Here is a 26623-nt window from a genome sequence, read left to right as displayed (position 1 = left end):
TTATGCTCCTTTCGCTAATGGTGTTGTTTCTTCCTTTATACTGTTTTGGTTGTCTTCCAAAGGTATTTCTAAAACTACTTTGGTGCCTTTGCCCAATTCACTTTCAATAGAAAACGTCCCCTTGATTTTTTCAATTCTAGAGGTAATATTTTTTAGACCTATTCCTTTTTTCCCTTTTTGTTGGTTAAAGCCTTTACCATCATCTTTAATTAAAATTACGACTTTTTCGTCACTATTTTCAAAATTTACCAGAATAGTGTCACATGCTGCATGTTTAACGCAATTTTGTAGACTTTCTTGTACAATTCTGTATATATTGATTTTGGCTTCTCCCTGTAAACTATCCCAATCCAATGTGTCATCGTATCGAAAAGAGCATGCTATTTGTGCCGAAGCGCTAATGCTGTCTACCAATTCATGAATGGCGTTGGTGAAATTATGGATTTTTTGGTAGGCCGCATCGCTCAACGCATGCGATATGGCCCTTACCTCGGTAGCGACACCTTGCAACTGTCCAATAAATTCCGCTCTTTTCTCAATGGTTTCCTCATCATTTTTTTTATTAAGGCTGGACAAAATCAAACGTATGCCCAACAATTGGCCCAATACACCATCGTGAAGTTCTTCGGAAATCCGTTTTTGTTCGGATTTTTTTCCCTCTTCGACCTTTTCCCCCTGCGCCAATAGCAAGTTAAAGATTTCTTGATTGCTTTCTTGCTGTTGTTGTTCAAATTTTAACCGTTGGTTTTTTACTCTTTGCGATATGATGACGAATATCGAAAAAGCCAGGGCGAGTACGCCCACTGCAATACCAATCCACATTTGCCGTTGTTTGGCCAAAAGAGCATTTTCAGCTTCGGTTTCCTCGGTTTCAAACTGTATGCGTGCAAATTTGTTACGTTCTCGCCGTTCTACTTGTTGTAGACTATCGTTAAGGGTAACATATTTTTGAGTGTAAGCCACCGCTTTTTCCGGTTCTAATCGCGCCATGAGCTGCCAGGTCTTTAATAGGCGTTTATTATTATCGCTTTTTATGGAATATTCCTTGGCTTTTTCGGCATACCCCATAGCTTTTACAGTATCTTCCCTTAAAAGCATATAATCGGCCAGATCGTGATATGTAACCGAAAGCCCGCGTAAATCTTCTGAGCTATTTCTAATTTTCAAGGCTTCATTGAGTTGTTTGTAAATGCCTACTGTGTCATTGAGCTTCATACGGGATTCCGCTAAATTGTTCAAAGCAAAGGCATAGGTGCTTGAAGCTTGTTTTTTTAGACTATCATTATCTACGATAATCTTAAAATTCTCTATGGCTTTTTTATAGTCCCCTTTTTCTTTGTAAACGGATCCAACATTATTTAAGTGGCCATAAACGTATCTGTCTTTATTTTTTAATTTATTTAAATGCAATTTGGCCTGTTGATGATAATCCAAGGCCCTGTCATACTCGCCCAGCGCATTGGCGACTATGCCCAAATGGTTATAGGTATTGTACAGTTGCTTATGATTATTTAAGGGTTTAAGAATTTCCAAGGCTTTTATTCCCGATACCTCGCTCCCAGTATAATCCCTGATATCAGATTGTAGGATGGCCATGTTCCGCATCATGCTTCCAGAATTTGAACTTTTGCCTAGATTTTCATAGAGCTGTTGTGCCTCGCGGTAGTGATAAAACGCACTATCGGTAACATTATTTCTTTTAAGAAAAAGCCCCAAATCCCAATGAGCAGCTGCTAGTATGTTGGAATCTTTTATGGTTTTTGCGAATTCTAAAGTTCTGTTGTTTGCTTTTCTAAAGAATAATGAATCTCTTAACTTTAAAAAGGCTAAGGATAGTTCGGAATAATATTTGGTCTTTAAAGTATCGTTTCCGAGATTATCGGCATTTTTGAAAGCCTTGTTATACTGTACCTCCCTATCGTTGGAATCAATTTTAGTATTTTTAATCTCATCTACCCATTTGGAAATACTGTCCATATCTACTGTGTTTTTAGCAGTGGTGGCCTCCTGTTTGGGTTCACAACCAAAATACAAACTACAGCATATGATTAATAATACAATTAAAAAAGGTTTATGTTTATTGGTTTGGGTCAAGGGCATATATTGAATTAGTAATATACTAATTTAATAAAAAAAGCCCTGAATATACATTCAAGGCTTTTTAGTTTCATTTATATGTTACAAATTAATCATTACCACTTTCCCGTTCTGCATCCTCAGTTATCTCACCATCCGTAGCGTTGGTGTCCAACTCATATAAGGCTTGTGTTTCATCTACATTGTTTTCAGCTTCGCAGGAGAATAATCCTATTGATAATAATGCCAATGCTAAAATACTTACTGCTTTTTTCATGTGTAATTTTGATTTAATAAATTAATATTTCGAGGGTTTTTTGTTACTGCTAAAGTACTACGGCAAGTAAGAAAATACGGTCAATATTGAAAGTTGCTAGTAAGCGGTAGTAAAATACGAGTGAGCTATAGCAATCTGCGAGAATTCTATTAATTAAGTGTGGATAACGACTTTTTTGAAAGTATTTTTTTTAATCCGTCAATATTTTCTCGGTAAGATTTGGAAAAAGGCAATTGTTGTTTGTTCAATTTTAAGGTACATACCGATTTACCGTAGCTGATACGTGAAACATAGTCCGTATTCAGAATATAACTTTGGTGTATGCGTACAAAGTTTTTGGGCAATTGCGTTTCAAAAGTCTTTAACGTCTTAAATGCACTTATCGTATTCCCATCTTTCATTATAAAATCGGTAGCATTGTTATCGGCCCGTAAATAAAGGATTTCACTCGTGTCCAAATAATGAAAATCTTTATATGATTTTAAGCAGATAGTGGCCGCCTCTTCTTCTTTGGGCATATTTTTTTTGAGACGCAATAGGGATTTTCGAATATCAAGCTCGTTATAAGGCTGTAACCAATAATCAAAAAAGTTATTTTTTATGGCTTGATAAGCATGGTCTTTGGTTTTTGATATCCCAATAAAAACGGGAAGTTTGTTCAAGTATTGATGAAGTTCTATCACCATTTGAAAATATTCGGGCGCTTTTTCATTAAGATTGATAAAAACCAGATCGGGCGAAAATTTGAGAATATCGTTTATACCACTGGTGCTATTTTTGGATAAGGAGGCTAAATTGAAATCACCATACTCCTCCAAAAAATGCTGCAACTGCAAATTTGAAGAAGCGTTAGAATCTATGATGGTATAGGTATACTCCATTTCTTGAAATCCTCGTCTGCAAATTAGTCATAGATTTTGAGAACAGACTTCAAAAAAACCGTACTTTTTTTACGGTTTTTATACCTAAATCATTGAAAATGAAGGGTTTTATATAGAAATTTCTTACAAAACGGGCAAAAGCTAATTTTCACCCTCATATTCATAAGCGCCAATATCGGGAGAAACGGTACGGTCTTGACCAAGGATATCAAATGGTATTTCAGATGCGATGTTGGGGTCCGCAAGGTCTATCGCAGCAGATGTATCAAGCAATCTAAAATCTTGTTTTGAGGTATTTATAAAAGCAATAGTTGCATTGCGTACGACCGATTGATAAATCGTGGTATTTTGAAAATCATAGAAAGGATTGTTCGCAAATAGGTTGCTACTATCTTGAAATTTTATTAGGCAGCTTGTAAAGCCATAATTGAATGTATTGCTATTGTTGCCGTTCAAAAACAATTCAATATCGGTATTGCCGTCAATAATACAATTTGTAAAACCTGCCTGTACCAAGTCTGCACCTGAGGATCCGCTGGAATCCATATTTAAAAAATTGTCTATTTGTAATGCCGCCGTAGTCCTAAAGCCCTCGTTCCAATAATTTGCTATAGTACAGTGCTTAAAAGAATAATCCCCGCCAAGGTTACAATGCAGGGCATTGACCCCGGCATTGCCCAAAACCAGATTCTCACCAACAATTGTAGCGGTGCGACCCCATAAGTTCGTATTGGAGCTGTTATAAATTTGGGTATTTTTAATGGTCAAGGTAGGAGCGACAGCAGTATCGTTGCCTTCGGCCAAAATACCAACGGTAGCGTTTTTGATGGTTAGGTGATTTATTTCATTGGCGATGCTACCACGAGCCAGCCAAATAATACCCCATTGTCCGGGAACATTGGAAAATTCCGGCTCTAGCCTATCGCCTTCAAAAATCACTTCATTTTCAAGAACTTCCTTATCCATACTCAATGTACCGTTAATTTTTAGGGAACTTTCTTGGGCTACCAAGATTCCGGAATCTTTATGAAAATGTACCCGCGTCCCAGCTTCTATGGTCAGTGTTTTGCCTCCCGTCACCGCTGCATACCCATATATGACATATGGTCTTTCATTGGTAAAATTCAACTGATTGTCTTCAAGTACGAAACCCTCTACCCTTATTTCGTTTCCATTGTCATCCAAACCAATAGGAAGTGTCTCTTTGGTGCCATTCGCCAACGTATTCGGGTATAAAAAAACAGCATCTTTCACCAATGTCACCAAGGGTACTTTTTGTTCAAGACTACCTGAATCAAACAAAATATCATCGGTATATAAAAAAGTAGATTCGTTGGTAGGTGCGATATCAAAAGTAGTTTCCACGAAAACGAACATACTATCTTTTGCGAGAATGGGGACATTGTTAAATTCCTTTCCGGCCTTGCCGTTTACGTTCAACCGATATTTACTTTCCTGGCCTTCCCCCAAACGCACCGATGGTATTTGGATATCTGTATTGCTTGTATTATAGACTTTAAAGGAATAGGTGCTGCTGCCGATGTTTGTAAAAACCGTATCCAAATACACCGTGTCCTTGGAAAATTGAAGATTACCGGCACTGTTTTGATATTGAAAATCCTTTCTGCAAGAATTCCCCAATACAAAAACCAATACCGTTAGTATCATACCAAAATACTTTAGCATGTGTTATTTTTTAGATCACTTAAATGAAAACGTTTTCTATGGCCGATGAAATTCTCATGGGCCTCATGTTATCCGCATTTAAAAGACACCATTCCGTTTGGGAGCGTACCAAAAGTTTTTCGGTTTCTTTGTCGTGCATTTCCACAACACGGGTAGAAACTGCACCATCTGTTTTGGAAATATACGTTTTGGCCATAATGGTATCGCCAAGTTTTGCAGCCCCTTTATATTGTATCGTATGGCTCAGAACAACCCAGGCTACTCCTTTTTTTACAGATGCCGGGGCTTTGGTTTGCCAGTGTTCCTTAGCGATATCCTGCATCCATTGTACATAGCGCACGTTGTTTACATGGTGTAAATCGTCTAGGTCGCCTTCAACAACTTTAATGGATTTGGAGTATGTTTCCATCTACTGTCTTTTAAAGATATTGACCTCGAAAAGTCTGTCCCAATATTTTCCGGTCACAAAAAAAGTTTTTCTTTCCGGGTGATAGGCTATGCCGTTCAATACATCGGCCGCCTCGGTATTACCCAATTTATTTTTAAGTCCGCCAAAATTCACTACTCCGGTTATGGCTCCGTTTTCGGCGTTGATTATCATCATACTTTCTTTTTGCCATACATTGGCATAAATTTTACCATCAACATACTCCAGTTCATTTGCCTTATTGAAAATAGAGGAATTGGTAACGGTTTCAATATAACCTTCTTCGATTAAGGTGTTTGGGTCAAGAAACCATATTTTTTCGGTACCGTCACTTTTGATTAATTGTTTTCCGTTATTGGTAAGTCCCCAACCTTCTTTACTTTGACCGTAATTAAAATTATCCAATTTTTTTAGGTCAGATAAATTGTAGACGAACCCAATGCCACTTTGCCAGCTTAACTGGTATATCTTATCGTTCAATATGGTAATTCCTTCCCCGAAAATGGTGCTGGCCAACTTTACTTCTCGTAAAATTTCTCCTGTTTTATAGTTGATTTTTCGCAGAACTGATTTTCCCTTTTTACCGGTGCCCTCATATAATGTGTCATTATGAAATTCGAGCCCTTGCGTAAACGACTTTGTATCGTGAGGGTATTCGTTCAAGACCTCGTAGGTATATATTTCTGGGGCTTTGTTGGATAGGATTTTGATTTTTTTGGTTATTTCGCCCGATGTATCGTCGTAATCAATCTTTGCTTTAAGAATTTTATTGCCCAGTTTTTGTACATCAAATGTAATCTTGTCATTTACAACTTCTAACTCTTTGCCATCAATAGTGTAAATAACACTTTGTATAGTTTTGTTTTTTTTGTTTTTGATAGAAATACCTACGGTTTGGTTTTGTTTAAATTGATTGGACTTGCCCTCTAATTGGATATTGAAAAGTTGTGAAGTTTCAACGGCGCCTCCACCACAGGCAACAAAAAGAATAGCTATTGAACTGAATGCGAAAAACTTAGCAAAACTCATGATATGTTCTTGATTTTACAAAGCAAGGTAACCCATAAAAATTACATTCTAAAACGATTGGCAAAACATTTAAAGGTCTTATATTTGCACTTGGCAAGTCCTACACGACCAGCTCCTGCAGAATCCCCCAGGGTGGGAACGCAGCAAGGGTATGTGGTTGTAGCGGTGCGATGTAGGTAGCTTGCCTTTTTTTGTACCCCATGGTCAAGCTTTACGCTATTATATTGTCCTGTAAATTATTCGTTTCTTTGCACAAAAGTCGAACGTATTTATGAAACGAAAAGTAGTGCTGATTACGGGAGGTTCATCCGGGATCGGAAAATCCATAGGAATCTATCTCAAATCGAAAGGTTTTGTCGTTTACGGTACTACACGAAATAAATACAATTATCCCGATTTTAAGGCTTTTTCATTGTTGGAGTTGGATGTCACTCGAACGGAGACCATACATAAGGCGATAAGCATACTTTTATCCAAAGAAGAGACCTTGGATGTGTTGATAAACAATGCAGGTATAGGTATTACGGGCGCATTGGAAGAAACACCGCACGAAGAAGTTCTAAAGGCATTTGACACTAATTTTAACGGGCCATTGCATATGGTAAAAGCGGTTTTACCGCAAATGAGGAAGCAGCAGTCCGGATTAATTATAAACATTACCTCAATTGCTGGTTATATGGGGCTTCCCTACCGCGGTATATATTCTGCCGTCAAAGGTGCCTTGAATATCTTGACCGAGACCTTACGCATGGAAACCAAAGATTTTGGTGTAAAGGTTACCAGCTTGGCCCCGGGGGATTTCGCTACAAATATCGCAGCAGGCCGTTATCATGCACCTGTCGTTGAGGCATCTGCATATGCCTCTGCTTACGAAAGGACCTTACAGATGATAAACGATGATGTGGACAGGGCCCAAAGCCCCGAGCTTGTCGCTAAAACGGTTCTTCGCATAATACATGCCAAAAACCCAAAAGTACACTATAAGGTAGGGGCTTTTATGCAAAGGTTTTCACTTTTGTTAAAGAAGATATTACCCGATAAAATATATGAGAAATTACTATTGAACCACTATAAATTGTAGCTTTACTATATCTAAACAAAACATACAAAATAACGACTTATGAAATTTTTTATTGATACGGCCAATTTGGAACAGATTAAAGAAGCACAGGCACTTGGGGTCTTGGATGGCGTTACCACAAACCCTTCTCTTATGGCAAAGGAGGGGATAGGCGGAAGAAATAATATTTTGAAGCATTATGTAGATATCTGTAACATCGTAGAAGGTGATGTGTCTGCAGAAGTAATCGCTACAGATTTTGAAGGCATGATCAAGGAAGGGGAGGAGTTGGCAGAACTCCATGATCAAATCGTTGTGAAAATCCCAATGATCAAGGATGGTGTCAAGGCTCTAAAATATTTTTCGGACAAGGGTATCCACACCAATTGTACTTTGGTCTTCTCGGTAGGTCAAGCCCTTTTGGCCGCAAAAGCTGGTGCAACCTATGTTTCTCCTTTTATCGGAAGATTAGATGATATTTCTACGGATGGATTGAACCTTATTTCAGAAATAAGGCACGTTTACGATAACTATGCGTTCGAGACGCAGATTTTAGCAGCTTCGGTACGTCATACGATGCACGTTATCGATTGTGCAAAAATTGGTGCCGATGTAATGACGGGACCATTGTCTTCAATCGAGGGTCTACTAAAACACCCATTAACGGATATTGGCCTTGAGAAATTCTTGGCAGATTATAAAAAAGGCAATTGAACAACGAGCAGCTCAGACAAATAGAAAGCCCTTGTATTTCAAGGGTTTTTTCATGTATACGTTTCAAAAAGATTTGTACAGATTGGCAAACGCGTCTACTATTATACCGTCTTCTGCGATGACACTTTTGTTACGATCATTAAAGACCATTAGGGTTTGTTCCAAATCTCTGTAATCTGTAGCTCTAAATTGGGTTTCGGGATTTAATTTATGGGAGCCTATCATAGTTTTCCAACGTAAATCGTCGGTTCGCAGATTAATACCCACAAAAGTATGGTCAGGATAGGTTTCTGTTAGGTTCGCAACACGGGCCACCACATTGTTGAAATGCCGTTTGTTGGTTGCCGACCAAAAATAGAACACAACTTTTTTTCCTTTGGAGATTTCCTGTAAAGATTTAGTGTTTCCATCTACATCAACAACCATAAGGTTGGGTATTTTATTGGCAGGTTGTATATTTTTAATGCCAATGTACAGACTATCTATCTCAGCTATGTGTTTGTTGTTTTTAGAAAATTTGTGGAATTCACTTATAAATGCTTCATTGTTTTCTTGCTTGTCGTGTACCTTTAGCAAGTAATCTACCGCAACATTTCTAAAAAGGTTGTCCCTTAACTCTTTTCCTTTGGCCAGGCTATCTATAATTCGCAGTTTATGGGTGTTAAAATGAAGTTTGTTCTTTACTTTTTTATCGTGTGTGGAACAATATTCCTTACATTCCATAAATGATAAGTTTTCGAAATGCCAGAGCATGAAATTGTAGTAGGGTCTCAAATAGGTGAGGTTCTTCCCCTCGTAATCAATATCTTTTCTGTAAGAGTAAAAGTCCTTTGACACAGGATGTAGAGTATTTTCACCGTTACGTCTCTTATGATAAAAAGGGTACAATTCTTTATAAATAAAGTAATTATAGTCAATACTGGCGTTGGCCATTTCCAAAGCTCCTTTAGAAAGTGTAATTTCGGTTTGTAAATCTTTTAATTCGTTTATTTTGAGCTCCTTAAGTGAGTCCAGCTTTGCATCAAATGCTTCAGGCTCAAGGCGACAATAAGAGTTTTTTATTAAATATTGTTCATCTTCATTGGTCAAAAACATGTTTATGAGAAAGTTGTTGATGTCTCCGTTGGTTCCTGAAAACACGAGAGATTCGTCAAAATCAATCGTATTGAGCCTAATTTGGATACTATCGTTATGTTCCAAATATATGTATTGTAGTTCGGGACTGTGGGAAAAATGGTGTAGCCCCTCGTTAATGGAGTTTAATGTAAAGGCAAATCTGTTATCCGTATCTAACTTGGCAGAATCTATAATGACATCGTCCTTGTATAGAACAACATACTCACTTGTCGGGTTTACTATCTCACCAGCAAAAAAAACAGTGGGGGATTTTTTTTCTTCTTCGCTACAACAAATTACTAAAGGAAGAAATAGAAAAAGTAAAATTCTATTCATACAATAATTTAAGTCTATTGTCTAAAACAAAGCTATGAAACCCGTGAGGCACAACCTGTTAATGGGGAGTTAAAATATATCACAATACCTGCAGCTTTCGCCAAGATCATACCTTATGTCGGTAATTGGTTTTCAGGCTTAATTTTGCCTATTTTTGCAAAAAATTAAACAAAGAATATGCTTTCAGTATCTAATTTGTCGGTTCAGTTTGGAAAAAGAGTTCTTTTTGATGAAGTAAATGTATCCTTTACTCAAGGAAATTGTTATGGGGTTATAGGGGCCAACGGTGCTGGAAAGTCTACTTTTTTGAAGATTATATCTGGGCAGATCGAGCCTACATCAGGCCACGTTCATTTAGAACCCGGAAAACGAATGTCCATTTTAGAGCAAGACCATAATGCATATGATGAGTTTACTGTTTTGGAAACTGTAGTAATGGGCAACAAACCATTGTTTGCCATTAAAAAGGAGATAGATGCATTATATGCCGATTATACCGACGAGAATGCCGATAAAATAGGTGAACTTCAAGTCAAGTTTGAGGAAATGAACGGTTGGAACGCTGATAGCGACGCCGCTGCTATGCTATCTAACCTGGGTATATCAGAGGACTTGCACTATACCACAATGGCCGATATGGATTCCAAACTTAAGGTACGGGTTCTTTTGGCACAAACCCTATTTGGAAACCCAGATGTTTTGATAATGGATGAGCCTACCAATGACTTGGATTATGAAACCATAGGTTGGCTAGAGAATTTTTTGGCAAATTATGATAATACGGTAATCGTTGTATCGCATGACCGTCACTTTTTGGATGCCGTATGTACCCATATTGCCGATATTGATTTTGGGAAACTCAATTTTTATTCCGGTAACTACACTTTTTGGTATGAGAGCAGCCAACTGGCCGCTCGTCAAAGGGCGCAACAAAACAAAAAAGCGGACGAAAAGGCCAAAGAGCTTCAAGAGTTCATCAGGCGGTTTAGTGCCAATGTTGCCAAAAGCAAGCAAGCTACCTCTCGAAAAAAAATGTTGGACAAATTAAAGATAGATGACATTAAGCCCTCAAGCAGAAGATACCCCGCAATTATTTTTGAAAGGGAAAGAGAGGCCGGTGACCAAATTCTGAATATTGAAGCATTAGGTTCAACATCAGAAGACGGGGATATCTTGTTCCAGAACGTCAACATTAATTTGGCAAAAGGGGACAAGGTCGCAATAATCTCAAGAGACTCCAGGGCTACAACGGCTTTCTACGAAATCATAAATGGAAAAAAAGAAGCGGATTCCGGAAAATTTCAATGGGGAGTAACCACGAACCAATCTTACTTACCAGCCGATAACTCGGATTATTTTGAAGAAAACATAAACTTGGTAGATTGGTTGAGACAGTGGGCAAAAACCGAGGAAGAGCGTGAAGAAGTCCACATTCGTGGTTTTTTGGGCAAAATGTTGTTCAGCGGCGAGGAGGCTCTTAAAAAATGTACAGTGCTTTCCGGTGGGGAAAAGGTTAGGTGCATGCTCAGTAGAATGATGATGCTACGTGCCAATGTCTTAATGTTGGACGAGCCAACCAATCACTTGGATCTGGAGAGTATTACCGCGTTCAACAATTCCCTCAAAAACTTCAAGGGTACGGTGATGCTCACCACACACGATCACGAGTTTGCCCAAACGGTAGCAAACAGGATTATAGAACTTACCCCTAAAGGCAACATTGATAGGTATTTAACGTTTGATGAATATATGTCTGACAAGACTATCAGGGAACAGCGTGAAAAAATGTACGCTGTACCCGCTTAAGTTAAGTATTGTGCAACCCAAATCGCAATGTTATGCAAACCTACAGACTATGTTGTGCCTTTTTGGCATTATTCCTTATTACCTGTACCAAACCAAAAGACAATCAAGAAGGTATTGAACAAGAAAGTGTAGATGCCAATTATTCGGTTTTACTGACCAAAAACGGAAATCTGGATAATGTGCTGTTAAACGCAAGTTTAGAGGTGCTTACCCGTAACCCCTCCGAAAGTAATTTTGTTGAATTGGAAAATCCGTTACTACATTATAAAGACGGTTTTAGTTATGGTTTTTACACAAAAACCGCAAACTGTGGTCGCCGGGTCACATTATATAATGCTGAAATAGATTCATATGATAGTTTTCCCGTCTTTACGGCTGATATGAATTGTGAACAAGAAACAAAAGCAATCGCTTATTCAGAAGGAACTTTATATTTAGCCTATCAATTACCGGATGTATTCGAACAAAGGAGCTTTTTTCTTAGAATTGTAGATTTGGAAAACAACTCGCTCAACACACCTGATGTTCCCATGGAGTGTAGGCCGCAGCATATGGTAGTATCCCAAAATCGGCTTTTTATCCTAGTGCTAGATGAAAACGAAGGGAAAAACAAATTAATGGTGTTGGACACTGACCGTAATGAATTTATTCATGAAATGGAAATGGGACCAAATGTTCAAAAAATCACAAAGCATTCAGACGGCAATATTTTAGTGGCTTATGCTGACTTACATACCATATTGGATACCAATACTTTGGTCAATATCTCCACAGTACGATATAACGAAGGTATAGAACCAAAATTTGGGTTGTCCAATCTTGTTCATTATGATATAGATGGAAAAATGTATTACGCAAAACCAATGGTAACGAATAACCGATTGGATGACATCCCCGCCATTTACGACTTCACCTCTAATACGAACACGTTATATATATACGACCGTTTTTTGACAGAGGAATAAATAAAGTTTCAATTTAAAATAGGTACTACTGCTTTTGTTTCACACGATGCAGGCAATAACCTTCTACTTATTGGCTATATAAAATCCAATAATCCAAATAGGGGAGGCTTACTGCGCATCAAACTAGGGGATTTGCCCCAATTTTTGGATAATTTTGATTTAGACGGCATACCCTATGATGTATCTATTACACAGAAATAAACGTTACATGTGTAAACCTAAAAGATACATTTGTGTTACGCATTAAAATATTTACTGTTCCAAATAGCAGGATTAAAGTTTTTTCCTAGCGCAAAACCGTAAAAAATGACTACCGATGCAATACATTTAAACATAAAAAAATAAACGATCCAGAATTCTGCCGTAGAACTACTTTTGGAAAACAAACCTTCTGGAACAAGAAGGGTCGCGAAATAACTTATCACGAATACCAGTGCAGTAAGGTTTATTATACCTTTAAAAGGCCACATTAACAACTTTCGCAAAGGGTGAAGGTCATTGCCCCATTTATGAATAAGATAAAAGTATTCATTGCCAATAGGAGCAAACAACAATGGGTCGTCTTTATCCTCAAGTTTAAAGAGTTTTGAGGGTGCGACAATCTTGAATCCTTTCAATTCAATATCGTGCATATTTTCCAAATCCTTTATTTTGGCGATTGCCTCTTCAGGAATTTTTCCTTTAAAGTACTTGGAATTCAAGAAACGCAACCGATAATCTATACAAAGCTCCTTTATTTGATCAATATGATATATGTTATCGGTTTCCAATAAATCAAAGGTGAAATTGTTGTAATCGGAACCTTTTCCTATTTTGATGTTTTTTTGGATTCGATTATCCTGAATACCTGCACTTTTTAATAAATCGGAAACGTCTCTGAGGATTTGAGCTTGATTTCCTTTTTTTTCACGAAGCTTAAAAAGCTTGTTTTCTAAGTTTGTTTGTTCAAATAACATCTCTTCTTCTTTTAGCAATACATAAATTTAATGAAATCATACACTTGAATCAATTCTTGTTTAAGAAATCAATTTGTTAATTTTTTGTTAATTTCTATAAACCGCATATCTGACTCCTTGCTTGACTACGTATTAGTTGTATATTGTCGATGTTTTTATGCATTTTATCGATGATTTGCGTATAATCCCCAAAATTACCTAAAACATGAAAGATTTGGCAAACTCCCCCTTAGCCTTAGCATTATTTTTTTGTCTAGCTACAATTTGTGCACAATCCCAATCGGATTCAAGAACACTTGAAAGAAGTATGAATCCAGAAAAATCAATAAGCCAAAATACAGAAGCTTCAAAGAACCATAAAACGCTATTGGCTGCTGTAAAGGCTGCCGATTTGGAAGATGTTTTGGATGAAAGCGGACCTTTTACGGTGTTTGCACCTTCGGATGTTGCCTTTGGTAAAATACCCAAGGATACGATGAAAGCATTACTGCTTCCAGAAAATAAAAAAGAACTACATGCCGTACTAACATATCATATCGTTGCTGGTAACTTATCGGCATCAAGTATATTAAAGGCCATGTGTCGCGGTAAAGGAAAGGCCACTTTCACAACGGTACAGGGAGATATACTTACGGCTACAATGAAAGGGTTAGATATTATTTTGACCGATAATACGGGCAATACAGCAAAAATTACCCAGGCCGATGCCAACCAATGTAATGGTGTAATCCACGTAATCGATAGTGTTATCCTTCCTAAAAGGATGTAAGAACATTATCTGAGTTCGGCACCAAAATCGGCTTCAAATTTTCTTTGCAGCTTATTCATGATTTTGTCTATATGCTTATCAGTCAATGTTTTATTGTCATCTTGTAAAGTAAAGCTTATGGCATATGACTTTTTGCCCTTTGGTAATTTGTTCCCGGTGTAAACATCAAACAGATTTACTTGTTTCAACAAATGGCGTTCCGTTTCGAAAGCGCAATCATGAATGGATTTATAACTGATGTTCTCGTTGAGTAAAAGGGCAAAATCACGTTTAACTTCTGGATGTTTGGATATATTTTTGAATTTAATCCGGTTTTCTTTGGCAAATTCCAATACATTGTCCCAATCAAAATCGGCAAACAAAACTTCTTTTTTAATATCAAACTTTTTTGACAAACCACTTTTTACGATTCCAAATTCCACTAGGTTTTTTTTGCCCTGCTTAAACAAAATGCCTTCGGAAAGTGTTTTGCTTTCATAGGGGTGAGTAGAAAAATCTTTAATACCCAAGCGGTTCAAAATATTTTCAACGGTTGCCTTCAAGAAGAAAAAATCTGATTTTTTAGGCTTTGTTAACCAACTTTCGTTATTTCTTTCTCCCGTAACAAGCAAACTTAAATGCTTTTGTTCTACATAATCATTGTTTAAAGTGTGATAGGTTTTCCCAAATTCAAAAAATCGAAGATTCTGTTTTTTTCGGTTCAGGTTGTAGGATAGTGCCTCCAACCCTGTAAACAATATCGATTTTCTTAAAACGGACAGGTCGTTACTCAATGGGTTGAGCATCGTTACACATTGTGTATCGCGATCGTTCAATAGTTCATGATATTCCGGGTTGGTTAGGCTATTTGACAGTATCTCAAAATAACCCTGAGACGCCAACAGGTCACCTATGACATTTTGAAGCTTATAGTCTTCAAATTTTGATGTCGGCGCTATGGAAGCGTTCAATTTTTCTTTAAAATGGATGTTGTTATACCCATATACCCTGAGAATTTCTTCGATAACATCAACTTCTCTCTGTACGTCTACCCTGTAAAAGGGTATGGTAAGGCCCAAACCAGATTCCGTAACGTTTTTTACCTTTATTTCCAGTGATGTTAAAATAGATTTTATAGTGTCTTTCGGAATTTCCTGACCAACAAGGGAATTTATTTTTTCAAAAGTTAAAAACACCTCATAATCCCTGACCTTATTGGGGTACAGGTCAACGATATCTGAAGTAATATCGCCGCCGGCGATTTCCTTTATTAAAATAGCAGCTCTTCTCAAGGCATACTCGACGTTGTTGATATCTATTCCTCTTTCAAAACGAAAAGAGGCATCGGTATTCAAACCATGCCTTTTTGCTGTTTTTCTTATGGATACTGGATTAAAATACGCGCTTTCCAAGAAAATAGATGTAGTATTTTCGGTAACCCCGGAATGTAACCCACCAAAAACTCCTGCGATACACATTGGTTTTTCCGCATCGCATATCATTAAATCATCCTCGTGAAGTTCCCTGTCAATGCCATCCAAAGTCGTAAACTTTGTACCTTTTGGCAATGTTCGCACCAATATTTTGTTTCCCTTTATTTTGTTCGCATCAAACGCATGTAGGGGCTGCCCCAATTCATGTAACACATAATTGGTGGCATCAACGATGTTGTTTATCGGTTTTAGGCCTATTGCCCTTAACCTGTTTTTTAACCAATCCGGTGAGGGTTGCACGATAAGGTCGCTAAGGGTAACTCCAGAATATCTAGGAGCCAACTCGTTGTCCAATACATCAACATCTATTTTTAAAGACCGGTTTTCAATATGAAAATTACTGGCAGAAGGCGTTATCAGTTCCTTGAACTGCTCTTTTTGTATCAGCCCCGCTTTTAAATCTCTGGCAACACCATAATGGCTCATGGCATCGGCACGATTTGGGGTCAATCCTATTTCAAAAACCTCATCGTTTTCAATTTGAAAAACCTCCGAGCATGGTGTGCCGGGTGTTAGATTGTCAGAAAGTACCATGATACCGTCGTGATTCTCGCCAAGGCCCAATTCATCTTCAGCACATATCATGCCGTGGCTTTCCTCCCCACGGATCTTTCCTTTTTTGATTTTCCACGCTTCACCTTCTGTGGAATATAATGTGGTCCCAATAGTGGCTACAGGTACTTTTTGCCCTATATCAACGTTTGGAGCACCGCATACGATTTGTACGGGAGTTTCCTGACCTATATCTACGGTCGTTAGTTTTAACTTATCGGCATTGGGATGCTTTTCACAGGTAAGAACATGACCTACAACGACACCTTGCAGTCCGCCTTGAACAGATTCAAAAGTAGATATGCCTTCTACCTCCAAACCCAGATCAGTCAATAGTTCCGCAGTTTGCTCAGCGGCCCAGTCAATGGTAATAAACTGTTTTAACCAGTTATAGGAAATTTTCATCGGTTAGTTTTAAAGAGCTCAAAGATAAAACAATGGTCCAATAGATTCAATAGCCATGGCATCGTAATTATTTTATTTCTTAGTGTAAGGTTTTTATCGTTATTTCGATGTTTTGTATTCAGATTAAATCTTTCAACGGATTAAAAATAGATATGTCACGATTCTTATTTGTTATATTATTGCCCTTACTGTTTTTTTCATGTTCCGATGTCGAGAAAAAAACGCTTTCAGAAGGTATGTGGTTGACAGAACTGGAAATTACCGATACAGAAGTATTGCCTTTTAACTTTAAATTGATAAAGGACAATGAAAGCCACTATAAAATAGAGATTTATAATGCGGACGAAGTAATTCAAGTAGATGAAATCGAAGTAAAAAACGATTCCATATTTATAAAAGCTCCAGTGTTCGAAGGTTACTTGGCCGGTACATTCAACAAAAATGTGATTACCGGTAGTTTCATCAAAGAAAGTTTGGACAGGGTAGTGCCATTTAAGGCTTATCATAATGTATCCTACCGATTTAAAAACAAGGGTTCATCAAACAAAGATGTTAATGGTATTTGGAAAACCGAATTTCTGCCCAATACGCCAGATAGCTACTTGGGGAAAGGAATCTTTGAACAAAAGGGAGATAAGGTGACAGGAACGTTTCGGACGACCACCGGAGATTACAGATATTTGGAGGGCATAGTCGATGGGGATTCCCTAAAACTTTCTGCTTTTGACGGGGCACATGCTTTTTTGTTCACGGCCAAAGTTTCTGACAGTACACTCAATGGTATCTTTTATTCCGGCAACCATTCACGAGAATCCTTTGTTGCCAAAAGAGATGATACTTTTGAATTGCCCGATGCCAATTCCCTAACGTTTTTGAAAGAAGGGTATGATACCTTGGCGTTTTCCTTTCCCAATGTCGAGGGCGATATGGTCTCCCTACAAGATGAAGCGTTTAAGAACAAGGTGGTTTTAGTACAGATTATGGGTACATGGTGCCCCAATTGTCTGGATGAAACCAAATTTTATACCAAATACCTAAAAAGCAATCAAAACGATGACCTAAAAGTGGTTGCATTGGCTTTTGAATATGCAAAAACAAAAGAAGCCGCTTTCAAAAGTATTGAAAGGTTACAAAAGAGGATTGGGGTGCCTTATCCTATTCTTTTGGCACAGTACGGTACCGCTGACAAGGCAAAAGCCCAAGAAAAATTACCTATGTTAAACCACATACTTTCATATCCTACCACTATATTTATAGATAAAAATGGAGAAGTCAGAAAAATACATACGGGCTTTAATGGACCTGCTACCGGTGAGAAACATATAGCGTTCAAAAAAGAGTTCAGCGAATTCGTAACTATATTGTTGAACGAATGAATGCCTTAGATTATAGTAGATTTTCCCAAGCCTATATTTTCATCGTTAAGGTTTAAAATGTCATCGGCATCCACGATATTACCTGCGATAAAATCCCCTACATGATTTGTACCATACTTGCTTTTTTTGTTCAGGTCTGGTGTCACGAAGTTGTTCTTTAGCGATTTGTTTACGGCCCTGATTACAGCTTTTGATTCTTCTTTAAGGCCAAAATGTTCAAGTAACATGGCCGCAGAAAAGATACATGCAATAGGATTGGCGATATCTTTTCCTTCTGCCTGCGGGTAAGAACCATGAATAGGCTCGAACATGGCGTATTCACTTCCTATTGATGCAGAAGGCAAAAGTCCTATGGAACCGCCGATGACACTACTTTCGTCGGAAAGTATGTCCCCGAACAGGTTTTCGGTAAGAATAACATCAAATTGGCTTGGGTTCAAAACGATTTGCATCGCCGCATTATCAACAAAAAGAAAGTCCAACATAACCTCTGGATAGCTCTCACCAACCTTGGCCACTACTCTGCGCCAAAGTCGCGAAGACTCCAGCACATTGGCCTTATCTACCAGGGTGAGTTTTTTTCTTCTTGTTTTGGCCGCTTTGAATGCCAAATGGGTGATACGGTTGATTTCTTTTTCGGAATACTCGCATAAATCAGAGGCTACTGAACCGTCATCGCTCAATTTTTTTTCACCAAAATAAATACCCCCGGTAAGTTCCCTGTAAATGATAAAATCGGTGGTATTGATAATTTCCTTTTTAAGTGGAGATCTGTCAATAAGTGTGGGGAATACTTTTACAGGCCTTATATTGGCAAACAGGCCTAGCTCTTCGCGTAATCTCAAGAGCCCTTGTTCGGGCCGTACTTGTGTGTCGGGATCATCATCATATTTGGGTGAGCCAATGGCACCGAACAATATGGCATCGGATTTTTTGCATAATCCCAAGGTATCGTTTGGCAAGGGGGTGCCCTTTTTATCTATGGCCGCTGCACCGATAAGGGCATTTTCGTAAGAAAACTGATGGTTAAAAGTCTCTTCGACAGCTTGTAGGCATTTTACGGCTTGTGCGACAACTTCTGGCCCTATGCCGTCCCCTTCCAAAAGGGCTATTTTCAATTTCATTTAGGCTAAACTTTCAATATCTATATTGCTGGTATCGATGATTTGGTGTATATCCTCGTCCATGACTTCTTTTTTGGTATCGGCAAACTTTAAAAATTCTTGATATACGGTATCCAACTGAATTTTGGTCAATTCGTAACCCACGATTTTTGCACGGTAGGCCAATGCCGCCCTACCACTTCTTGCTGTTAAGATTATTGATGATTCGTTTACGCCAACATCTTCGGGGTCTATGATTTCATAGGTTTCCCTGTGCTTTATTACACCGTCTTGATGAATGCCCGAACTGTGCGCAAAGGCATTGGCCCCTACTATGGCTTTGTTGGGTTGCACGATCATGCCCATTTTTTGGGAGACCATCTTGCTGGTGTCAAACAATAATTTGCTGTTGATACGGGTGTCAAGCCCCAACGATGGATGTTGTCTCAGAATCATAACCACTTCTTCCAACGAAGTGTTGCCGGCACGTTCACCTATCCCATTGATGGTACATTCTATTTGACGGGCACCATTTACGACCCCGGCGATAGAGTTTGCCGTAGCTAGGCCCAAATCGTTATGACAATGACAGGAAAGCGTTGCCTTGTGGATACCGGTAACGTTTTCCTTTAAATATTTTATTTTTGCCCCATATTCCTCTGGCAAACAATAACCTGTGGTGTCAGGTATATTCAACACAGTCGCTCCGGCCTCTATGACGGCCTCACAGACTCTGGCCAAAAATTCATTATCGGTTCGCCCGGCATCTTCTGCGAAGAATTCTACATCTTCTACATAGGTTTTGGCATGGCTAACGGCAGCTACGGCTTTTTCTATAATCGCTTCTTTATTTGAATTGAACTTGAATTTTATATGTGATTCGGAAGTACCGATACCTGTATGAATTCTTGGTCTTTCCGCATTTTTTAGAGCTTCGGCCGCAACATCAATATCTTTCTTTACAGCACGCGTCAATCCGCAAACAACCACATCTTTTACCAATTTGGAAATTTCATCGACCGACCTGAAATCCCCAGGGCTAGAAATGGGAAAACCAGCTTCAATGATATCTACCCCTAATTCGTTTAAGCGTTCGGCAATGACTAATTTTTGTTCCGTATCTAATTTGCACCCTGGCACCTGTTCTCCGTCCCTAAGTGTGGTATCAAAAATTTGTACGCTATCTTTACTCATTATTTTATAGTTTTAGTAAACCTACACGAATATATGGGTAGTAGGTTTAATAGCCTAGTGTTAGTATTTTTTTTTACAAAGTTAAGTGAATTTGAACAAGGTTAAATATACTGATAAACAATCATTTAAACCACTTTTTTTACGATGACGAATGCCCATAAAGATGCATTGTTTGTTCTGATAAAATCTCTTTCAAAGTCTGAAAAGCGACAGTTTAAACTTTATGTTGGGCGTTTGGGGGTAAATACCGATGCAAAATTCTTGTCTTTGTTCAATCTTTTGGACAAGGTAAAAGCATATGACGAGAAGATTATTTTAGATAGCGGGATTGTCAAAAAATCACAATTGTCCAACCTCAAAGCTCATTTATATAAGCAGATTTTGGTGAGTCTACGATTAAATCCCGTAAACCAAAACGATAGGGTACAAATACGTGAGCAATTGGATTTCGCTACGATTCTGTACCAAAAAGGACTCTACAAGCAAAGCTTAAAAATATTGGACAAGGCCAAGACCCATGCCATAGAGAGCGAAGAAAAGAACATTGCCTATGAGATCGTAGAACTTGAAAAAATCATAGAAACGCAATACATAACCCGGAGTATTCCCGATAGAGCGGACGAGCTGGCGATACAGGCGAAGGAGCTTTCGGCCCAAAATGTGATGACCAGCAAGCTATCAAACCTTTCTTTGCAATTGTACGGTATGATGTTGAAAGTGGGCTATGTTCGCAGTGATGAGGATTATATAAAGGTAGAACGCTACTTTAAAGCGCATATGCCAAAGTATCGATTAGCGGATTTGGGCTTTCGTGAGAAATTATGGCTGTACAAGGCACAACTTTGGTACAGCTTTTTGGTTCAGGATTTTCTTTCTTGCTACAAATATTCCAGCAAGTGGGTAGATCTTTTTTACGAGCAAAAAGAAATGATTTCATTGAACCCGGTATTTTTCCTAAAAGGAAACCACTACTTGTTGGAATCATTGTTTTATGTAAAATATAGCTCTCAATTTAAAGAAACGCTCGAAGCTCTAGAGAAAATGGTGGAGAGTAAGGCCTTTCCCAAAAACGATAACGTGACCTCATTGGCTTTTCTTTACATCAACTCAAATAAATTGAACCTTCATTTTTTGGAAGGTACTTTTGAAAAAGGTTTGTATTTGGTGAAAATCATTGAATATGGTATAAACAAGCACAGGCAGCGCATAGACGAGCATCATATTATGGTATTCTACTATAAGATTGCCTGCCTATATTTTGGGGTAGGCGATAATAAGACCTGTATTCAATACCTAAAGAAAATCATTAACAACAAGAACTTGAAAATGCGAGAAGACTTAATGTGTTTTGCCCGTGTGCTTAGCTTAGTAGCGCATTATGAGGCGGGAATGGATTACCATCTGGAAGTACAATTGAAAAGCACCTATAAATTTTTGCTTAAAATGAACGATTTGCATGCGGTTCAAAAGGAAATGATAAAATTTTTAAGGAATCTGGGCGATATTTATCCCCACGAATTACGGGATCAATTCCAAAAATTGCATACCGAACTCAAAAAGTATGAACATCACCCGTACGAAAAAAGAGCATTTTTGTATCTAGATATTATTTCTTGGTTAGAAAGCCATCTAAAGAACAAACCGGTAGCACAAATTATACGGGAAAAGGCCATGGCCCAACAACGCTAAGGCAAAATAGTGCATTATCGATTATTGATAACCCCAGGCGTTCCTGAGCCAAATTGGCCGATAAGCCCATCGCCCAGAGTACGAAACTGCTCGTTTTTTGCCATTTCCCTAACTTTTACAGGGTCAAAATTCCCATTAAAATACAAAAAAGAGCCGCTAACATTATTATTGTTATAAATAAGGATTTCCTTAACGGTATTTCGCTTTTCACGAATGGACACCACATTACGTTTCAACCTATCGTTCTTACGAAAGACCTCTATGAACGAGTTTCCGGTGATACCGTTCATTTGTTCATTCAGAAATTGAGTTCTCGAAGGTGTGGTACTGGGAAATTGCATATATCTCAAATCCTTTGTGTTGCCTACAATGGCTTTCATTTCGGGAGAGATGCCGCTTATCATGGTCAACATAAACTGGGGTACCCTAACTGCGGTTACTTTGTTATCGTTTTTATGAGCGTTATAAAAAGTATCTACAGAGTTGTAGCTGCTGCAGGAAGCAATGAGCATCATACATAATATTACAAGCATTCTTTTCATTTGGTATAGTGTTTAATGAAGTAAGCCAAAATATGGTTTTTCTTATCTGAAAACCCTCACGAATAAAGGCATGCCAAAGTAAGCAATAATTAACAAGCGTTCCAAATAACATCCTTGGGCACAGGGGCCATAAGTTCTATTTTTTCTTTTTTTATGGGATGTATAAATGAAAGTTTTCTCGCATGTAAATGTATACTTCCGTCGGGATTACTTCTATCAAAGCCATATTTAAGGTCTCCTTTTATCGGGGAGCCTATAAAAGACAATTGGGAACGTATTTGGTGGTGCCGACCTGTCTTTAGGTCAATTTCCAAAAGGGTGTAATTATCCAACTTTTTGATGACAGTGTATTCCAAAATTGCTTTTTTACTATCTTTTGTTTCGTTCGCATAAGCATACGACTTATTTTGTTTCGGGTTTCGTTTGAGCCAGTGTACCAATGTTCCACTATGTTCTTTGGGCAAGGTCTTCACTATGGCCCAGTAGGTTTTCTGAGCTTCTTTTTCAGCGAACAGTTTATTTAATCTTGGCAGCGCTTTTGACGTTTTAGAAAAAACGACAATGCCCGAGGTGGGCCTATCCAACCTATGGGCAACACCCAAATACACATTGCCCGGCTTGTCGTATTTTATTTTAAGGTATTGCTTGACCACTTCACTCAAGGGAACGTCACCCGTTTTGTCACCTTGAACAATATCTCCGGGGCGTTTGTTTATAGCAATCAAATGATTGTCTTCATAGATTACCTGAAGATTTTGCGGCGTGGAAATGATTTTTCTCCCCACTACAAAATAATTTTTTCGTGCCTTATGCTTAAAAACAAAATCAATAGTACACCTACCGTAACCGATACATCGGCCATGTTAAAGATGCCTGTTTTAAAAAAGCCCAGTTTTATCTGAAAAAAATCAGTTACTGAACCATATGCGATTCTATCGATCAAATTACCGATACCACCACCGATAACGAAGGCAAATGCCAAAATGGAAGCTTTTTCTAAATTCTTTTTCATTAAAATATTGATCAAAAGAATACACAACACCAAAACGGGTAATGCTTGCAAGAAAATAAGTTTGATAATGGGTGTGAAATCCTGACCAAAACCCAACATGGCACCCGTATTTTCTACGTTTGTCAAAATAAAATAATCGCCTGCAACCTGAATATATTCCATGGGCAATACGGTATCGCGAACAATCTCTTTAGAAACTTGATCACAGCCTATATTGAGTGCCACCAATAAAACTATCCACAGTTTTTTTAACATGCTATTTTTCATCTGACCATCAATCAACTATACAACTCAGTACTGCTCCTCATTATTGGGAAAGTCCTTACTTTTCACATCGGTGACGTATTGGGATATGGCGCTGCCCATTTCTTCGTATAAGTTCATGTACCTACGTAAAAAACGAGGATTAAATTCGTGTGTCATGCCCAATAGGTCGTGTACTACCAACACTTGCCCATCAACACCATTACCCGCACCGATACCTATAACGGGTATGCTGACACTTGATGCTACTTCTTTTGCCAGTTCGGCAGGTATTTTCTCCAATACTATGGCAAAACAGCCCCATTTCTCCAAAAGTTTGGCTTCTGCCTTTAGTTTCTCCGCTTCTTGTTCTTCTTTGGCCCTTACCGTGTATGTGCCAAATTTATAAATGGATTGCGGTGTAAGGCCCAAGTGCCCCATAACCGGAATCCCTGCATTTAAAATTCTTTTGATAGATTCTTTTATTTCTTCGCCACCCTCTACTTTTACGGCATGGGCGCCACTTTCTTTCATGATCCGGATGGCGGAACGTAATGCTTCCTTTGGATCACTTTGGTAACTGCCAAACGGTATATCAACTACCACAAGGGCACGTTGTACTGCTCGTATTACCGATGTTGCATGATATATCATTTGGTCCAATGTAATGGGTAAGGTGGTCTCATGGCCCGCCATTACGTTACTCGCAGAATCACCTACAAGAATAACATCCACGTTGGCGGCATCCACAATTTTGGCCATTGAATAATCATAGGCGGTAAGCATAGAGATTTTTTCACCGTGCTGTTTCATGTCAACAAGTGATTTTACGGTAACCCTTTTGTACTCTTTTTTAGCGACTGACATTTATTTTATATTTGAAGTGTTAAATGTAAGGATTTTGTAGGATTGTCCGGTTGGTTTGATAATTAGATAGTTACAAGAAAAACTTACTTTGGTTACTTAAAACATTGATATGAAACTATACATTACCTGCACACTTTTTTTTGTTTTGGGAGGTATATCCGCCCAAACATCTGAAGAAAAATTGATTCAAGAGACTATTGAGACTTTTTTTGATGGATTTCATGGGCAGGATTCGATTACCATTAAAAAAACCGTTCACAATGAAATGATTTTACAGACCTTGGGAAAAGACCATAATGGGGAAACCGAGGTAAAAACCGAAGATTTTTCAAAATTTATAGCATCAATAGCAAATATACCGGACTCAATAAAATTCAAAGAGAACATAAAATCCTTTTCGATACAGATTGATGGCGATATGGCCAATGTTTGGGCGCCCTACGAGTTTTGGCTCAATGGGCAGTTGCACCACTGCGGGGTGAACTCTTTTCAGCTTATCAGACGAAATGGTAAATGGAAGATTATCTATTTGATAGATACGAGAAGAAAAGAGGGTTGCCAGTAGAATTAGGCCATTGCTATCAACAATCACTCAAGAACACGCCTACGGCCAAACCACCTTCTGAAGTTTCCTTGTATTTGGAATTCATATCCTTGGCGGTTTCCCACATGGTCTGTACCACTTTGTCCAAAGGCACTTTAGCTTCGGCTGGATCTGAGTCCAATGCCAATTCTGCCGCGTTTATGGCTTTTATGGCTCCCATTGAGTTTCGCTCGATACAAGGTATTTGTACCAACCCGCCGATAGGGTCACATGTTAATCCCAAATGATGTTCCATGGCAATCTCCGCGGCCATGAGCACTTGTTCGGGAGTACCTCCCAATAACTCTGTTAATGCCCCGGCAGCCATTGCCGACGATACGCCAATTTCTGCTTGGCAACCGCCCATAGCGGCAGATATTGTGGCCCCTTTTTTAAAGATGCTGCCTATTTCGCCCGCTACCAAAAGAAACTGCTTAACGTGTTCAAAATTTCCAGCGTGATTTTCAATGACCATGTAATACATTAATACTGCAGGGATAACACCTGCGCTGCCATTCGTGGGAGCGGTTACCACACGACCTAAAGACGCATTTACTTCATTTACGCTCAAGGCGAAACAACTTACCCATTTAAGGATTTGCCGGAATTTCACTTCGGTCTGGCGTATGGATAGCAACCATTCTTCTGGAGTGGTGTAAGGTACAGAGCCCATTAAGTTTTGATGCATTTCAAAAGCCCTTCGTTTCACATTAAGTCCACCGGGCAGCTTCCCCTCGGTATGGCAACCTGTGTACATGCATTCTAGCATAGTGCTCCAAATCCTTTGTATTTCGGCATCTATCTGGGCATCGGTTCTGAGCGAACGTTCGTTTTCAAGAACCAATTCGGAGATGCTTTTGTTTTCTTGGGCGCAGAATTGTAAAAGCTCCGTCCCTTTCTGAACAGGAAACGGGAAGGTTTTAAATGCCGCCGCCTTATGCTTGGCCCGCTTTCTCTCTTCAACCACAACAAAACCACCACCGATGGAATAATAGGTTTCCGATTTCTTCTTGCCGTTTGATAATAGTGCCTCAAACTTTAAACCGTTGGCATGAAAGGGAAGAAATTTTTTATTGTAAACCATATCTGTTTCGGGATCAAAGGATATTTCTTTTTCATTTCCCAGGCACAGCATATGCGTTTCCTTTATTTTTTGAACCAACGGATGAATTTCGGTCACGGGAATGTATTCCGGATCTGCTCCCGATAATCCTAACATCACCGCATAGTCTGTAGCGTGCCCTTTTCCGGTGAGAGACAGGGAACCGTACATATGAACCGTAATTTTGGTAATGTCATTAAAAATATTTTGTTTTTTAAGTTCGGCAAGCCACCTTTCGGCGGCACGCCAAGGTCCCAGGGTATGTGAACTTGAGGGGCCTACACCTATTTTAAGCATATCAAATATGCTGATGCATTCAATTTGTAACATTATGGGTTGTCATTGTTATGGCTAATGTACGAAGGAAGTTGAAATGAGTGTATAC

24 protein-coding genes and 1 other RNA gene are annotated in these 26623 nt (G+C 38.6%); 9 read left to right on the top strand and 16 right to left on the bottom strand.

The features are described 5' to 3' along the window. The 6 genes from HYG79_RS00125 to HYG79_RS00100 all read right to left on the bottom strand — a co-directional run bounded on the left by HYG79_RS00125 (window position 1) and on the right by HYG79_RS00100 (window position 6376). The gene (locus HYG79_RS00125; RefSeq protein WP_179240157.1) at window positions 1–1977 is read right to left on the bottom strand and encodes a tetratricopeptide repeat-containing sensor histidine kinase; all 1977 of its coding nucleotides are present in this window, start codon (window positions 1975–1977) and stop codon (window positions 1–3) included. 208 nt (window positions 1978–2185) lie between these two features. Next, window positions 2186–2353: a hypothetical protein gene (locus HYG79_RS00120; RefSeq protein ID WP_179240156.1), complete on the bottom strand. Its 168-nt coding sequence runs from the start codon at window positions 2351–2353 to the stop codon at window positions 2186–2188. A gap of 149 nt (window positions 2354–2502) precedes the next feature. Beyond that, window positions 2503–3234, bottom strand: a complete 732-nt coding sequence (locus tag HYG79_RS00115; RefSeq protein ID WP_179240155.1) for a LytR/AlgR family response regulator transcription factor — start codon at window positions 3232–3234, stop codon at window positions 2503–2505. A 141-nt stretch (window positions 3235–3375) separates the two neighbouring features. Further along, window positions 3376–4920 (bottom strand): choice-of-anchor Q domain-containing protein, encoded by a 1545-nt coding sequence (locus HYG79_RS00110; protein ID WP_179240154.1) that lies wholly within the window; start codon window positions 4918–4920, stop codon window positions 3376–3378. A 19-nt stretch (window positions 4921–4939) separates the two neighbouring features. Further along, window positions 4940–5329, bottom strand: coding sequence for an acyl-CoA thioesterase (locus tag HYG79_RS00105; RefSeq protein ID WP_179240153.1), 390 nt, complete (start codon window positions 5327–5329; stop codon window positions 4940–4942). Next, window positions 5330–6376: a glutaminyl-peptide cyclotransferase gene (locus HYG79_RS00100; protein WP_179240152.1), complete on the bottom strand. Its 1047-nt coding sequence runs from the start codon at window positions 6374–6376 to the stop codon at window positions 5330–5332. It abuts the gene before it with no gap. Between the two features lie 91 nt (window positions 6377–6467). Between HYG79_RS00100 and ffs the strand changes: the two genes are divergently transcribed. The 3 genes from ffs to fsa all read left to right on the top strand — a co-directional run bounded on the left by ffs (window position 6468) and on the right by fsa (window position 8150). Further along, an RNA gene (gene ffs / locus HYG79_RS00095) (signal recognition particle sRNA small type) lies at window positions 6468–6566 on the top strand. Window positions 6567–6647: 81 nt separating this feature from the next. After that, on the top strand, window positions 6648–7457 hold the full coding sequence (locus HYG79_RS00090) for an SDR family oxidoreductase (RefSeq protein ID WP_179240151.1): 810 nt from the start codon (window positions 6648–6650) through the stop codon (window positions 7455–7457). A gap of 39 nt (window positions 7458–7496) precedes the next feature. Then, complete coding sequence (gene fsa / locus HYG79_RS00085) at window positions 7497–8150, top strand: fructose-6-phosphate aldolase (protein WP_179240150.1); 654 nt, start codon at window positions 7497–7499, stop codon at window positions 8148–8150. A 63-nt stretch (window positions 8151–8213) separates the two neighbouring features. Here fsa and HYG79_RS00080 read toward each other — a convergent pair whose 3' ends face one another. Then, complete coding sequence (locus tag HYG79_RS00080) at window positions 8214–9602, bottom strand: TlpA family protein disulfide reductase (RefSeq protein ID WP_179240149.1); 1389 nt, start codon at window positions 9600–9602, stop codon at window positions 8214–8216. Between the two features lie 177 nt (window positions 9603–9779). Here HYG79_RS00080 and HYG79_RS00075 point away from each other — a divergent pair, with 177 nt between their 5' ends. Both HYG79_RS00075 and HYG79_RS00070 read left to right on the top strand, forming a co-directional pair. Continuing rightward, the gene (locus tag HYG79_RS00075) at window positions 9780–11408 is read left to right on the top strand and encodes an ABC-F family ATP-binding cassette domain-containing protein (protein ID WP_179240148.1); all 1629 of its coding nucleotides are present in this window, start codon (window positions 9780–9782) and stop codon (window positions 11406–11408) included. Window positions 11409–11440: 32 nt separating this feature from the next. Further along, window positions 11441–12373 carry a hypothetical protein gene (locus HYG79_RS00070; protein WP_179240147.1) on the top strand — a complete coding sequence of 311 codons (933 nt, stop codon included), beginning with the start codon at window positions 11441–11443 and terminating at the stop codon, window positions 12371–12373. Window positions 12374–12609: 236 nt separating this feature from the next. Here the strand turns inward: HYG79_RS00070 and HYG79_RS00065 are convergent, their stop codons facing one another. After that, a complete protein-coding gene (locus tag HYG79_RS00065) occupies window positions 12610–13329 on the bottom strand; it encodes a hypothetical protein (RefSeq protein WP_179240146.1) in 720 nt (239 codons plus the stop codon). A 205-nt stretch (window positions 13330–13534) separates the two neighbouring features. Between HYG79_RS00065 and HYG79_RS00060 the strand changes: the two genes are divergently transcribed. Then, complete coding sequence (locus HYG79_RS00060; protein WP_179240145.1) at window positions 13535–14098, top strand: fasciclin domain-containing protein; 564 nt, start codon at window positions 13535–13537, stop codon at window positions 14096–14098. 5 nt (window positions 14099–14103) lie between these two features. Here the strand turns inward: HYG79_RS00060 and pheT are convergent, their stop codons facing one another. After that, on the bottom strand, window positions 14104–16527 hold the full coding sequence (gene pheT / locus HYG79_RS00055) for a phenylalanine--tRNA ligase subunit beta (RefSeq protein ID WP_179240144.1): 2424 nt from the start codon (window positions 16525–16527) through the stop codon (window positions 14104–14106). A 152-nt stretch (window positions 16528–16679) separates the two neighbouring features. Between pheT and HYG79_RS00050 the strand changes: the two genes are divergently transcribed. Further along, window positions 16680–17903 (top strand): TlpA disulfide reductase family protein, encoded by a 1224-nt coding sequence (locus HYG79_RS00050; RefSeq protein WP_179240143.1) that lies wholly within the window; start codon window positions 16680–16682, stop codon window positions 17901–17903. Between the two features lie 5 nt (window positions 17904–17908). On the opposite strand, the gene leuB is transcribed toward HYG79_RS00050, so the two are convergent. Continuing rightward, on the bottom strand, window positions 17909–19027 hold the full coding sequence (gene leuB / locus HYG79_RS00045) for a 3-isopropylmalate dehydrogenase (protein WP_179240142.1): 1119 nt from the start codon (window positions 19025–19027) through the stop codon (window positions 17909–17911). Then, the gene (locus tag HYG79_RS00040) at window positions 19028–20200 is read right to left on the bottom strand and encodes a 2-isopropylmalate synthase (RefSeq protein ID WP_179240141.1); all 1173 of its coding nucleotides are present in this window, start codon (window positions 20198–20200) and stop codon (window positions 19028–19030) included. Window positions 20201–20344: 144 nt separating this feature from the next. Between HYG79_RS00040 and HYG79_RS00035 the strand changes: the two genes are divergently transcribed. Next, window positions 20345–21889, top strand: coding sequence for a hypothetical protein (locus tag HYG79_RS00035; RefSeq protein WP_179240140.1), 1545 nt, complete (start codon window positions 20345–20347; stop codon window positions 21887–21889). Window positions 21890–21903: 14 nt separating this feature from the next. On the opposite strand, the gene HYG79_RS00030 is transcribed toward HYG79_RS00035, so the two are convergent. The 4 genes from HYG79_RS00030 to panB form a co-directional block, all read right to left on the bottom strand. Then, window positions 21904–22431 (bottom strand): DUF4252 domain-containing protein, encoded by a 528-nt coding sequence (locus HYG79_RS00030; protein ID WP_179240139.1) that lies wholly within the window; start codon window positions 22429–22431, stop codon window positions 21904–21906. A gap of 89 nt (window positions 22432–22520) precedes the next feature. Next, window positions 22521–23216 (bottom strand): RluA family pseudouridine synthase, encoded by a 696-nt coding sequence (locus HYG79_RS00025; protein ID WP_179240138.1) that lies wholly within the window; start codon window positions 23214–23216, stop codon window positions 22521–22523. Beyond that, window positions 23216–23698 (bottom strand): signal peptidase II, encoded by a 483-nt coding sequence (gene lspA, locus HYG79_RS00020; RefSeq protein WP_179240137.1) that lies wholly within the window; start codon window positions 23696–23698, stop codon window positions 23216–23218. The genes HYG79_RS00025 and lspA overlap by 1 nt, the downstream gene beginning before the upstream one ends. Window positions 23699–23734: 36 nt before the next feature. After that, the gene (gene panB, locus HYG79_RS00015; protein ID WP_179240136.1) at window positions 23735–24553 is read right to left on the bottom strand and encodes a 3-methyl-2-oxobutanoate hydroxymethyltransferase; all 819 of its coding nucleotides are present in this window, start codon (window positions 24551–24553) and stop codon (window positions 23735–23737) included. 109 nt (window positions 24554–24662) lie between these two features. Here panB and HYG79_RS00010 point away from each other — a divergent pair, with 109 nt between their 5' ends. Next, window positions 24663–25118, top strand: a complete 456-nt coding sequence (locus HYG79_RS00010; protein WP_179240135.1) for a nuclear transport factor 2 family protein — start codon at window positions 24663–24665, stop codon at window positions 25116–25118. A 16-nt stretch (window positions 25119–25134) separates the two neighbouring features. Here the strand turns inward: HYG79_RS00010 and HYG79_RS00005 are convergent, their stop codons facing one another. Beyond that, window positions 25135–26559: an L-serine ammonia-lyase gene (locus HYG79_RS00005; RefSeq protein ID WP_179243446.1), complete on the bottom strand. Its 1425-nt coding sequence runs from the start codon at window positions 26557–26559 to the stop codon at window positions 25135–25137. Window positions 26560–26623: the final 64 nt, after the last annotated feature.

Origin of the sequence: Costertonia aggregata (assembly GCF_013402795.1) — a bacterium.
Classification (GTDB): Bacteria; Bacteroidota; Bacteroidia; order Flavobacteriales; family Flavobacteriaceae; genus Costertonia; species Costertonia aggregata.
This window is presented reverse-complemented; position numbering and strand designations above follow the sequence as displayed.